This is a genomic window from Clostridium saudiense (assembly GCF_000577815.1).
GTDB lineage: Bacteria > Bacillota > Clostridia > Clostridiales > Clostridiaceae > Clostridium > Clostridium saudiense.
In genome coordinates, this window is record NZ_CBYM010000001.1 from 76744 (window position 1) to 89114 (window position 12371).

12 protein-coding genes and 1 tRNA gene are annotated in these 12371 nt (G+C 27.7%); all 13 read left to right on the plus strand.

From position 1 onward, the window contains the following. Positions 1-176: 176 nt before the first annotated feature. Positions 177-323, plus strand: a complete 147-nt coding sequence (locus TY07_RS18230; protein ID WP_172676187.1) for a hypothetical protein — start codon at positions 177-179, stop codon at positions 321-323. Beyond that, positions 310-1185, plus strand: coding sequence for a prohibitin family protein (locus TY07_RS00455; RefSeq protein ID WP_042393679.1), 876 nt, complete (start codon positions 310-312; stop codon positions 1183-1185). The genes TY07_RS18230 and TY07_RS00455 overlap by 14 nt, the downstream gene beginning before the upstream one ends. A gap of 28 nt (positions 1186-1213) precedes the next feature. Next, positions 1214-1900 (plus strand): TIGR00266 family protein, encoded by a 687-nt coding sequence (locus TY07_RS00460; RefSeq protein WP_042393682.1) that lies wholly within the window; start codon positions 1214-1216, stop codon positions 1898-1900. 258 nt (positions 1901-2158) lie between these two features. Next, positions 2159-2689, plus strand: coding sequence for an ECF transporter S component (locus TY07_RS00465; protein WP_042393686.1), 531 nt, complete (start codon positions 2159-2161; stop codon positions 2687-2689). Then, entirely contained in the window at positions 2682-3257 is a 576-nt protein-coding gene (locus tag TY07_RS00470; protein WP_042393689.1) for a class I SAM-dependent methyltransferase, read from the plus strand. The genes TY07_RS00465 and TY07_RS00470 overlap by 8 nt, the downstream gene beginning before the upstream one ends. Positions 3258-3369: 112 nt before the next feature. Then, positions 3370-3444: transfer RNA gene (locus tag TY07_RS00475), tRNA-Cys, on the plus strand. Positions 3445-3595: 151 nt separating this feature from the next. After that, a complete protein-coding gene (locus tag TY07_RS17095; RefSeq protein ID WP_052330558.1) occupies positions 3596-4018 on the plus strand; it encodes a hypothetical protein in 423 nt (140 codons plus the stop codon). Between the two features lie 90 nt (positions 4019-4108). Next, positions 4109-5329, plus strand: a complete 1221-nt coding sequence (locus TY07_RS00480) for an LPXTG cell wall anchor domain-containing protein (protein ID WP_052330559.1) — start codon at positions 4109-4111, stop codon at positions 5327-5329. A gap of 241 nt (positions 5330-5570) precedes the next feature. Next, positions 5571-7958, plus strand: a complete 2388-nt coding sequence (locus TY07_RS00485) for a hypothetical protein (RefSeq protein ID WP_042393692.1) — start codon at positions 5571-5573, stop codon at positions 7956-7958. Beyond that, positions 7958-8890, plus strand: coding sequence for an ABC transporter ATP-binding protein (locus TY07_RS00490; protein ID WP_042393695.1), 933 nt, complete (start codon positions 7958-7960; stop codon positions 8888-8890). Before TY07_RS00485 ends, TY07_RS00490 begins: the two co-directional genes overlap by 1 nt. A gap of 2 nt (positions 8891-8892) precedes the next feature. Then, positions 8893-9777: an ABC transporter permease gene (locus TY07_RS00495; protein ID WP_042393698.1), complete on the plus strand. Its 885-nt coding sequence runs from the start codon at positions 8893-8895 to the stop codon at positions 9775-9777. A gap of 4 nt (positions 9778-9781) precedes the next feature. Beyond that, complete coding sequence (locus TY07_RS00500) at positions 9782-11338, plus strand: hypothetical protein (RefSeq protein ID WP_042393701.1); 1557 nt, start codon at positions 9782-9784, stop codon at positions 11336-11338. A gap of 47 nt (positions 11339-11385) precedes the next feature. Next, positions 11386-12369, plus strand: a complete 984-nt coding sequence (locus TY07_RS00505) for an AAA family ATPase (protein WP_042393704.1) — start codon at positions 11386-11388, stop codon at positions 12367-12369. Positions 12370-12371: the final 2 nt, after the last annotated feature.

The following is a 12371-nucleotide window of genomic DNA, read 5'->3' on the forward strand; positions in this document are numbered from 1 at the left end:
TTAATTTAAAGATCAAATATGCTACTATATGGTCTATAAGAGCTCAAAATAAAAAAATAACAATTTGATATAAGTTAATTAATACTATATAATACAATTATAGAAAATGTTTTAAATAATTTTTAGAAATGTATAAAAAGATAAAAAATACATATTTAAATTTTTAGGGGGAGGAAATGGTATTAGCTTTAATTATTATAATAGGATTAGTTTTACTTTGGGTAATAATTTCACCCTGTTTTGAAAAAATAGGAGAATTTATTAGGAGATATTATGAAAAAATATTTAATGAGCAGGGGGACGAAAAAAATGAAAAAAGGTAATAAAATAGTTGGTGGAATAGTAGTTGCTGGAGTAATGGTAGTGGGAGGAGTATTAATAACACTGTCAACACATAAAATAAAACCAGGATATGTTGGAGTTGTATATAATTTAAGAGGTGGTATTCAAGATAACATTTTAACTCAAGGTTTAAGAATTGTTTCACCATTTCAAAAGGTATCACAATATTCAGTAGCAACTGAGCAGGCGTATCTTTCAAGAGATAAAAAGGAAGGTTCTTTAGATGATGATTCATTTATGATACCAACATCAGATGGGAAGACCGTTAATGTCGATTTAGAGTTTAGCTATCATTTTGATTCAGATAGACTTCCAGAAACATTCACTAGATTTAAGGGACAAACAGGTAAAGAGATAGAGGATAATTTTATAAGAGGTAAGATGAAAGCATGGACTTCAGAAGTATCTTCTACTTTTTCAGTAATTGATATATATGGTGAAAAAAGATCAGAGTTAAATTCAAATGTATTAGCTCATGTAAAAGAGAAGTTTTATGAGTATGGAATTATAATTGATTCAGTAAATTTTTCTAGAATTGAATTAGATGATGAAACAGCTAAAGCTATTCAAGAAAGAATAAATAAGCAACAGGAGTTAGAAACTGCTAAAATAGAGGCACAAAAAGCAGAAATAGAAGCTGAAAGAAAAAAAGTTGAAGCACAAGGTGAAGCAGATGCAAAAATTATCAAAGCACAAGGTGAAGCTGAGGCAAATAAGATTTTAACACAAGATCTTAATGATGAAATTTTAAGTAAAATGTATATTGAAAAGTGGGATGGTGTATTACCAAAGGTTACGTCAGGTGATATAAGTCCGCTTTTAGATTTAAATAACATAGAATAATAAATAAAACATAATGGAGGAAAATAAAATGGAATATAATATTTTTGGAGGAAATTTACCTGCTGTAACAATAAGATTGAATCAAGGGGAAAGTATTTACACACAATCTGGTGGAATGACTTGGATGACGGAAAATATAGAAATGAATACGAATATGAAAGGTGGATTATTTAAAGGTTTAGGGCGTATGATGTCTGGGGATTCAATATTTATGGCAACATATACAGCGAAACACTATCCGGGAGAAATAACAATATCTTCATCATTTCCGGGTGAAATAATAGTGCTAGATTTATCTGATGGAAGAGAATATGTATGTCAAAAAAGTGCATTTTTATGTGCAGAGCCAGGTGTTAATCTATCACTTACAACTAATAGAAGTGTAAAAGGAGGATTCTTTGGTGGAGAAGGCTTTATAATGCAAGAAGTAAGAGGAAAAGGTAAAGTATTTCTTGAAATTGATGGTAGTGTAGTTGCAAAAGATTTAGCACCAGGAGAAAAATTAATAGTAGATACAGGAAATATAGCAGCTTATGAAAGAAGTGTTAAATATGATGCTAAAATGGTAAAGGGATTTAAAAATATATTATTTGGGGGAGAAGGATTGTTTTTAACGACTTTAACTGGACCAGGTAGAGTATATCTTCAAACTATGACAATGCCAAGTTTTGCTGAAAGAATAATACCATATTTACCAGCATCAAGAAATAATTAAATATTTATATTGAAAGAGCGGTTAATTTGACAGCTCTTTCTTTTTATATCTTTGAATATAGCTATGAGTGGCTGAAATGTTAAAATGATTGTAGCAGATTGTACTAGAAGTAGTTATTTTAAAAAATATAATAGAAATTAAGGAGAAAAATAAAAATAATATAGGTATAACTAGGTTGTTGGAAAAAATTAAAAATGATACAATTTTGTTATTAAACAATTTATGGAAAATAGAAATATAATATTGGGGGGAGTTTTTATGAATGAAAAAACAAAGGATTTGGTATGGGCCGCATTGTTTCTTGCAATAGGTATAGTTATACCTTATGTTTTTCATGTAACTAGTTTGCCAGGACAAATATTTTTACCTATGCATATTCCAGTTTTATTATGTGGAGTAATATTAGGAAAAAAGTATGGTTTGATTTTAGGAATATTATTACCTTTTGTTAATTCAGTACTTTTAGGAATGCCAGCTATATTCCCAACAGGAGTTTCTATGGCATTTGAGCTTGCAACATATGGAATAGTTACAGGACTATTATATAAAGATAAAAAGTATAATATATTTATATCATTAATTGTAGCTATGGTTGTTGGAAGAATAGTATCTGGAGTGGCAAATTATATTTTATTAACAGTAGGTGGAAATGTTTTTGTATTTACAGCATTTTTGACTACAACTTTTATTAAAGCAATACCAGGAATAATTATTCAGCTCATATTAATACCAGTAGTATTAAAGGCTGTAGAGCATGTGAAAAAAGGAGAAGCTGTGATAAATGAATAATAGAGAATTTTTTAATAGCTTAGCTTATAAATGGGATGAAATGTGTCATCATGATGATAAAAAAATAAGAAAAATACTTCAACTATCGGATATAGAGAAAGGCTCAAAAATTCTTGATATAGGAACAGGAACAGGTATATTAATTAGTTATTTGTTAGAAAAGTCGCCATCAAAATTGGTTGCTGTTGATATCTCAGAAAATATGATAGAAGTAGCAAGAGAAAAATATAAGAAAGAAAATGTTGAGTTTGTAGTATCTGATATTATGAATTTTAATGAAGGTAGATATGATTATATATTTATATATTCAGCATACCCTCATTTTAAAGATAAAGAAAAATTATTTGAACATTTATATAAATTATTAAATGAAAATGGAAAAGTTATAATAGCTCATTCTCAAAGCAGAAATGAAATAAACCATGTGCATTCTAAAAGTGATTTAGTTAAAGAAGATTTACTATTACCTGTAGAAGATAATGTTAGAATAATAAATAAATACTTAAGTACTAGAACTACTATTGATAATTCGGAAATTTATTATATAGAAGCTATAAAAAATAAGTAGACATGTTTTAGCATTTATAAAGTATAAGGAGCTGAATTTATAGCTTCTTATACTTTAAAATATAAAAAAGTCTAGACATTTTGAAGAGTATTATATATACTAATAAATATAAGGCGCCATAGCCAAGTGGTAAGGCAGAGGTCTGCAAAACCTTTATTCCCCAGTTCAAATCTGGGTGGCGCCTCCAAAATAGTTTAAATTAAGGGGTTATACACTAAATATTAGTGTATAACCCCTTTTATTAAATATTGGAATAAAAGGATGGTAAATAAAAATATTTCATTTGTATTGAGAATAAGAAATTAATATTTAGATTTAAAGGAGTTAGAGTAAATAATATGAAAAAGCTAAAAAGATTAATTTCAGGAATGATTTTTTTGTGTATGTTTATAACACTTATATCAAAAAGTACCTTTGCAGATGGGACATTATGTAAAATAATATTTTATGATGGTATTCATTATATTGAAGATCCTAAAAACACTCAAGAAGATATTGTTGTTTATTGTATGAATAATGAACTTAATTGGCCACACATAACAGAAAATGGACAACAGATTCCAGATTATGTATATGGGTACCTTGATTCAAAGGATATTCAAAATTATGATGAAATGATTAAAAATTTGAAAAAGATTCTTTTTATGGGATATCCTTATAATGGAATGAGACTTTACGAAATTATTGAAGATAAAGATGGATATATTCCTTCTGAAGAAGAATTTAATGATATGTTAAAGCCAGATCCTATTCTTGTATAGGCATTCCCAGAATTAGGACATCATAAATTTACTATTGATAACTTTAGTGAGAATAAAGATGTTTTATTAAAATTTATTTATGATGTTTTAATGACGAAAGAAACTAATATAAATAGTAGTTTAACAAAACCAGATATTATGGTTAACCCATTTTATAAAGCAGTAATATGTTTAATTAATTTTGATAACCCACTAGAGGCATTTGCATATATGTATTTAGATTCTTATTATGTTACTGAAGAAGAAGCCTATAATAATACTCAAAGTGCAATTTGGAAATTGATGTATGATTATGGAGTTCCATCTAATAACTTAAATGATATATCGAATTATAAACTTGGTGAAGTCTTCATGCAGTATGCTAATTCTGATTTTATTATTCTTGCAGAAGAACCTTTAAGTGATAAAATTGAAGTTAAAAGTGATTTTAAATTTACTCAAGGAAGCGATGGAAAATGGTATAGTGGGAATTTTAGAATAGAAGAGCCTGATGAATATAATGGAATGTATATATTAGATTTACCAGATGGAATTTCATTAATGAATGGATCAGTAGATAATATTTATGGAAATCAAGATTATGTTTTTGTTTCAGATCATATGCCTGAAAGTGATGAAGAATTCAGAATATGGAGTAATATAATGTGGGCAAAAGAACCAAGTCAGTATTCCCCTTTAAAAGATATTGAATATAAAGGTAAAAAGTATCAAAAAATGACGGGACTTTATACAAATAGAACACATTTGTGGACTGAATTTACATATGGAGATGTTTCAAGTGGAGATTTGAAAGTAACGAATAAAGTATCAGGAAATGCAGCAGATAAAACAAAAGAATTTACATATACAGTAATACTTTCAGATAAAACTATAAATGGAAAGTATGGAGAAATGGAGTTTAAAAATGGAGTTTCAATTTTTAAACTAAGAGATAATGAAAGCAAAGAAGCAATAGGATTACCAGCAAATGTTGAGTATGAAATAATTGAAAGTGATAATGAAGAATACCAAGTAACTTCAAGCAATTCAACTGGAAAAATTGAAGCAAATCAAATAATAACGGTAGAATTTACAAATATAAAAAATTTAAAACCAACACAAATACCAGATTTAGATCCAATGCCAATACCAGATGAGGAAGCAAATATAGTTGATACTAATAAACCAATTAATCCATCAACTATACCTAATAAAGAAGAGATAAACCAAAATACTATTGATAAATTACCTAATACAGGTAGAAGTAATTTTATATTAATAGGAATATTAATGATTTTAAGTGGTGTAGCCATAGTAAAAAATAAAAAATAATTTATGAAAATTTAAGACTGTAAATAATTTTATATAATTTAGTTCTAGAAAAATATTACTGGAAAATTTGATTTCCAGTAATATTTTTTTATATAGATTTATTTTTATGAAATATAAAATAGTTTAAGAAATTTTTAAGAAAACTGTAATGGAAAAGAAAAGATAATTAGTGAAAAATAAGGTAGAATATGATAGGATAATATGCAAAGGTAAAATAATGTAAAAAATGGGGGAAGGATGAATGAAAGTAAAAAATATAAAAATATTTAGTGCCATTTTATTAGTCTTTATCTTTAATTTAATTGCACCAAATATGAAGGTAAATGCAAGTAAAAATGATGATAAGTATGATCTGACTATAAGTTATGGTATAGATGGAAAATATAAGGCTCAAAAATATATGCCAGTTACTGTACAAATAAATAATTTAGAAAAAGATTTTAATGGAGAAATAGAGCTAAGGATAGTATCTGACTATGCAGGAGGATATAACTCATATTCAAAGGAAGTTTACGCAAAAGTTGGAGAAAGTGTAAGTGTAACAATTCCAGTGAAATTTTTAGATGGAAATAATAGTGGAACACTTTGTTTAGTGGAAAATGATAAAGTTTTATATGAAAAAAAATTTCATGTTTCTTCTGGAAGAGTAAGTGAGGGAAATGCACTAACAGGATTATTAACTGATGATGCTACTGCATTAGGGTATTTAGGAGATATAACTTATTTTGATTCTTCTTATTCAAATGTAGGAAGAATGAATTGCGTTAATATAGATGAAAGTTATCTGAGTGAAAACGGATTAAATATAGATGTATTAGATTTAATAGTAATAAATAACTATAATATGGCCAATTTAAATGAAGATCATTATAGTTCCTTAAATAATTGGGTTAATGAAGGTGGAACTTTAATAATTGGTACAGGTGCAAATGAAAGTAAAACAATAACTAACATAAATAAGAACTTCTTAAATATTTCTTCAGAAGGAACTATTGAAAGAAATGTTGCTATTACTAATGAAAATTTAAATTTAATATTATCACAAATAACTTTAGAGGGAGCAACCGTTACAAATAACAGTTATGGAAATAAGTTAGTTTATTCATTAGATAGAGGTGCAGGAACTATTTTAGTAACTACATTTGATTTAGGATTAGAGCCTTTTATATCAAGTAGTGATGCAACTTTAATGTTACAAAATATGTTGATAGAAACGTTTGATAAGATTTATCAACAAGATTATAATGGCAGCTATAATTCATCAAGCTATCAAGCAAGTTATATGTTAAGAAATATTCCAGTTCAAGATGTAGTAAGCCCAGTAACATTAGGAATAATACTTGCAACATATGCAGTTTTAGTTGGAATAGTTTTATATGTTGTTTTAAAGAAGATGAAAAGAAATGAATTAACATGGATACTTATACCTATAACAGCAGTAATATTTACTATATTAATTTATTTATTAGGAAGTAAGATGAAATTTAAGGATGTTGTAGTAAACTCAGTTAATATTATATCAACTGATGAAAACGGAAAAGGGCAAATAAATGGATATATAGGTATTGGAAGTAAAAATAAAGGTAATTTAAAGATAGAAAAAGAAGAAAATTTAAATATGAAGTATATTTCTGATGACTATTATTATTATGGAGATACAAGTAGTGAAACTAAAACTTTAAAAATTAAAACAACATATATAAAAGATAATTCATATTTTACAGTAGCCAATAATGTATCAGAAATGAATAAATTTGAGGTTTCAGGAAAAGAAATAGTATTACCTAAAATAGAAAACTCTTTAAAAATTAAAGATGGAAGTTTAGAAGGAACTATTAAAAATAATTTAGACTATGATATTAAAAAATTAATTATAGTATCTGGGCAGAGTGTATGGGATTTAGGTGAAGTAAGTACAGGAGAACAAATTTCTATTTCAGAAGCAGAAATAAAAAATAGTTATGGAATTCAAGGATATGCAGATAGTATTCAAAATGAATATTATAATGCACAATGGGATGATTCTGTAGATAAGAGAGATCCGAAATTTAAAAATGTAGAAAGATATTCTTCATTATTATATTTACTAAGTAATGGTAATTATATTGGAGCGAAAACAAAAATTATTGCTATTACTGACTTACCGGTTGATTATAGTTTAAAAATAGAAAATAAATCAATTTCAAATTATGATTTAACTGCGGTAGTACAAGATGCAGATATAGATTTTAAGGATGAAGATGGAAATTTAAATTTTCCAGAAGGATATTTTGAGTACAATATTGCTTCTATAGCTGATACAGCAAACTTTGATTATTATGAAGGATATATTTATGGTTATGGTGATGTAATTTTAGAATATGATATTGATACTAACGTAGATGTAAAAGAAATTACTATTAATTCAGGTACTGATAGATGGGGATATCAATATGGAGTTGATGGAGAGTATTATATATACAATTATAATACAAATGAATATGAAAAATTTAGTTTATCATCAGGAAGCTATAAGATATCAAATGATGGAAGCTATACTTTAAATAATAAGATACAAATAAAGATTGTAGCTAGCAATGATGGTAATAATGCAGCTCCAAAATTAATGATAAAAGGGGTGGAGAAATAATGTTAGTTATAAAGAATCTTGAAAAATCATATGGAAGTTTTAAGGCTGTAAATGGATTAAATTTAGAGATTAAAAAAGGTGAGATATTTGGTTTTATAGGGCCAAATGGTGCAGGAAAAAGTACAACGATGAAGATTATTTCAGGACTTTTATCACCAGATAGTGGAGAAGTTTATGTTGATGGAATAGATGCAATAAAAAATAATAAGGCATTAAAAGATAAAATTGGATACATGCCAGATTTCTTTGGAGTTTATGATAATTTAAAAGCAATTGAGTATTTAGAGTTTTATGCTTCAATTTATGGGATTGTTGGAAAAGAAGCAAGAGAATTATCTATGGATTTACTTAGATTAGTTAATTTAGAAGATAAATATGACGCCTATGTTGATGGATTATCAAGAGGGATGAAGCAAAGATTATGTTTAGCAAGGTGTCTTGTTCATAATCCAGATCTTTTAATTTTAGATGAACCTGCTTCAGGAATGGATCCAAGAGCTAGATATGAAATGAAGGGGATATTAAGAAACTTAAAGGAAATGGGTAAAACAATTATAGTTTCTTCTCACATATTACCAGAGCTTGGGGAAGTATGTACTAATATTGGTATAGTTAAAAATGGAGTTGTAGTTTGCCAAGGAACTGTTGATGAAATAATGACAAGAGCAGCAGGGGCTTCACCTATAGTATTTACTGTTTTAGATAAAGAAGAGGATGCAGTTAAAGCTCTTAAAGAATTACCATATGTAGATAGCATTAAGGTTGATGATAAGAAGATTACTGCTAATATAAAAGGTGATGATGAAGTTATAAGCAATCTTTTAAAGTTCTTAGTGTTAAAAGATATTCCAATATTAAATTACAGTAGAGCAGTTGGTAATTTAGAAGATGTATTCATTCAAATTACAGCAGATAGTGATGAGGAGGTATAATTATGAGAGTAAATCCAGTATTAAGAAATGAGAGTAAAATAGCAGTAAGAAGTATTAAATTTACACTTATGATATTTGCATATATAGCTGCCTTATCAATAGCAGTAATGATTTATTATACTTCATTAAATTCAAGAATATTTTCAAGTGGATTAGATTTAGAATCATCGGTTATATTTTATGTTGTAATGGCAATTGGTCAAGCTTTATTGTTACTCTTCATAGTTCCAGCATTAAGTTCAACTGCAATATGTTCAGAAAGGGAAAAACAAACATTAGACATATTGCTATCATCAAAGTTGACACCATTACAAATAATTCTAGGAAAGGTTTCGGCTTCATCGTTAAGAGTTATAGTTCTTATAATTTCAACAATGCCGCTTTATGCAATAGGAGCATTAATTGGTGGTGTTAAGCTTACTAATATATTATGGTTGGTAGTATTTTTTATAATTAACACAATTTTTGTTAGTTCAATAGGAGTTTTTGTTTCTACATATGTAAAAACTTCTAAGGCGGCTACAGCATTAACATATGGATTAGTTTTACTTATTTATATAGGAATTATTGTTATTACCTGGGTAATACTTATTGTGACTGTTTACCAAATGAATATGAGTGGAAATTATACATCTACAGTACCTAAAGCATCTCCTATAGTGTATTTAAGCCCTATAGTGGGATTTGCAAGCTTACTATTAAATCAAGTTGGATCAGGTATGGGCTTTGAGTCTATAATATCTGAATTTGGAATAAGCACATATTCAGAATATATTTCAATAGCAGTGCAATTAGGGCTTTCTATATTATTTATATATTTAGCAGCAATAAAACTTAATCCATTAAAGAAGAAAAGAAAAAGTAAATCTAAAAAAGTAAAGGAGTAGTAAAATGGATTCTTTAGATAAAGCTATTTTAATGTTTTTAAATAAGGCTTCTAAAAGAATTAAAGCAAACTTCTTATTAAATTTAAGCATAGTAGGATTGAAAATTCTGCTATGCTTAATCTTTAGTTTGCTTTTAATATCACTTTTTATAAGCATTCCTTATGTCTTAGAAATTTGTATAGGAATATTAGTAATAGGACTAGTAATTATTTTAATTTTTGGATTTATTAAATCACCGAAAAAGAATCAAATCGCCCTTATGGTGGATTCAAAAGGATTAGATGAAAGGCTTATTACTTCATTAGGACTTATAGAGTGTAATGATAATATGTCAATAGCGCAAAAGCAAGATACAGTAAGTCATATTAAAAACTTTGATATAAAAAAGAATATTAAGATGAATATAGATAAAAAGCAAGTACTATTAGTTTTAGCACTAGTAATTATGTGTATTTTAGTAATGTTTGTGCCTACTACTGCAAGAAAAGAAGCACAAAAAATAAGAGAGTTTGATAAATACCAAAAATCAGTTATTGAAAAAGTTGAAAAAGAAAAGAAGGAAATAGAAAAGTCAGAAGATTTATCAGAGGAAGAAAAAGAAGAAGTTAAAAAGCTTTTAGAAGATGCAGTTAAGGAATTAAAAGAAAGTGAAAAGAAGTCTGAATTAAATAAGACTTTAGAACGTTTAGAAAAAAAGTTAGAAGATAAAAAAGAAAAATTATCTTCAGAAAAAGCTAAAGAAGCATTGGAAGAGGCTAAAAAGAAATTATTAGATGAATTTAATAAAGAAAAAGAAGATACAGCTAAAAAAGATGTAAATAAATTAGTAAATGAGCTTATGAAAAAAGAAGAAAGTAAAGATTTAGCAGAAGCAATGATGAATGGAGATACAGAAGGTATAAATAAAGAATTAGAAGAAATTCAAAAAAAACTAAATAATATGAGTAGTGCAGAGCTAAGTGAACTTTCTGAAGCCTTAAAAAATGCAGCATTAGAAATGAGTGATGAAGAATTAGCAGAAGCTTTGAAAAATGCTTCAAATTCAGTGCTAGATAAAAAACTTGATAGCGAAAGCCTATCTGATGCTATTTCAAAATCAATAAGTAATAGTACTGGACAAAGTAGTAGTTCGCAATCATCAGAATCAGGAGAAAATCAAGGTCAAGGACAAGGATCTAGTAATGGTCAAGGCTCAGGTTCTGGAAGTGGTGAAGGGCAAGGCGGATCAAGTGGAAATGGATCAGGGGCAGGTTCTGGAACGGGATGGAATACTGGTAGTACTGAAGGCAAAGAAAATGATTTAGAAAATTCTAAAGGTGAGCAAATATATATTCCAGGAAGAAATGAAGGTGAAGATGGGAATCTTACTGGTAATAAAAATGAAAATGGAAATTCACAAGGAATAGAAAATCAAACTGGGATGAATATAGGTGGAGAAAAGATAGATTACGATAAGGTAATTGGTGATTATAGTAATAGTGCTTTAGAAGGAGCTAATAATAGCAATTTACCACAAAGCTTAAAAGATATTATAAAAAATTATTTTGAGCAATTAAATTAATCCAAATATTAATAAATTTAACTAGAAAATTTTATGAGGTGGCAAAGATGGAAATTAATGAAGTATCAATTATAGAAGTTTCAAAGAAGATAAAAAGATGTGAAGAAGAAATAAGTAAAGGAATAATTGGGCAAAAGGATACAATTAGAAATGTATTAATAGCTATATTTGCAGAAGGAAATGTACTTTTAGAAGGTATGCCTGGAATGGGAAAAACTCAATTAGTTAAAACAATTGGAAAGGTGTTAGATTTAAATTTTTCTAGAATACAATTTACACCAGACTTAATGCCAGCTGATGTAGTAGGAACGAATATTGTAGTTAAAGAAAATGATAACACAGTATTTAAGTTTGAAAAGGGGCCAGTATTTACAAATCTTTTATTAGCTGATGAAATTAATAGAGCTACTCCTAAAACTCAATCTGCACTTTTAGAAGCAATGGGAGAAAAAACAGTAACAGTAGGTAAAACAACTTATGAGATGCCAAAACCATTTATGGTATTAGCAACTCAAAATCCTATAGAGCAAGAAGGTACTTATCCTCTTCCAGAAGCCCAGCTTGATAGATTTTTGTTTAAGCTTAATGTAGAATTTCCTAATTTAGATGAATTAAAAGAAATAATGGATTTAACATTAACTAATAACAAGTTAGAACTTTCTAATGTACTAGAAGGTAGTGAAATATTAGAACTTAGAAATATTATTAAGGAAATTAAAATTGCAGAACCAGTTAAAGAATATGCTTTAAAGTTAATACTTGCAACCCATCCAGAACTAGAATATGGAGCTGAGATAGCTAAAAAATATGTAGAAGCAGGAGCAGGACCAAGAGCTGCACAAGGTATTATTGCAGGAGCAAAAGTTAGAGCTGTAATGGAAGGTAGATTAAATGTATCATTTGAAGATATAAAAGAACTGGCATACCCAGTATTAAGACATAGAATTATCTTAAATTTTGATGCAATAACTGAAGGATTAAATGAAGAAGATATAATTTCTAAAATTTTAGAAGACTTAAAGGTAGTGTAAAA

What these genes read in the sequence shown, in the direction of transcription:
- TY07_RS00505 (WP_042393704.1), top strand. Translation starts at nt 11,386, where the DNA reads ATGGAAATTAATGAAGTATCAATTATAGAAGTTTCAAAGAAGATAAAA.
- TY07_RS18230 (WP_172676187.1), top strand. Translation starts at nt 177, where the DNA reads ATGGTATTAGCTTTAATTATTATAATAGGATTAGTTTTACTTTGGGTA.
- TY07_RS00480 (WP_052330559.1), top strand. Translation starts at nt 4,109, where the DNA reads ATGACGAAAGAAACTAATATAAATAGTAGTTTAACAAAACCAGATATT.
- TY07_RS00470 (WP_042393689.1), top strand. Translation starts at nt 2,682, where the DNA reads ATGAATAATAGAGAATTTTTTAATAGCTTAGCTTATAAATGGGATGAA.
- TY07_RS17095 (WP_052330558.1), top strand. Translation starts at nt 3,596, where the DNA reads ATGAAAAAGCTAAAAAGATTAATTTCAGGAATGATTTTTTTGTGTATG.
- TY07_RS00490 (WP_042393695.1), top strand. Translation starts at nt 7,958, where the DNA reads ATGTTAGTTATAAAGAATCTTGAAAAATCATATGGAAGTTTTAAGGCT.
- TY07_RS00495 (WP_042393698.1), top strand. Translation starts at nt 8,893, where the DNA reads ATGAGAGTAAATCCAGTATTAAGAAATGAGAGTAAAATAGCAGTAAGA.
- TY07_RS00485 (WP_042393692.1), top strand. Translation starts at nt 5,571, where the DNA reads ATGAAAGTAAAAAATATAAAAATATTTAGTGCCATTTTATTAGTCTTT.
- TY07_RS00460 (WP_042393682.1), top strand. Translation starts at nt 1,214, where the DNA reads ATGGAATATAATATTTTTGGAGGAAATTTACCTGCTGTAACAATAAGA.
- TY07_RS00455 (WP_042393679.1), top strand. Translation starts at nt 310, where the DNA reads ATGAAAAAAGGTAATAAAATAGTTGGTGGAATAGTAGTTGCTGGAGTA.
- TY07_RS00500 (WP_042393701.1), top strand. Translation starts at nt 9,782, where the DNA reads ATGGATTCTTTAGATAAAGCTATTTTAATGTTTTTAAATAAGGCTTCT.
- TY07_RS00465 (WP_042393686.1), top strand. Translation starts at nt 2,159, where the DNA reads ATGAATGAAAAAACAAAGGATTTGGTATGGGCCGCATTGTTTCTTGCA.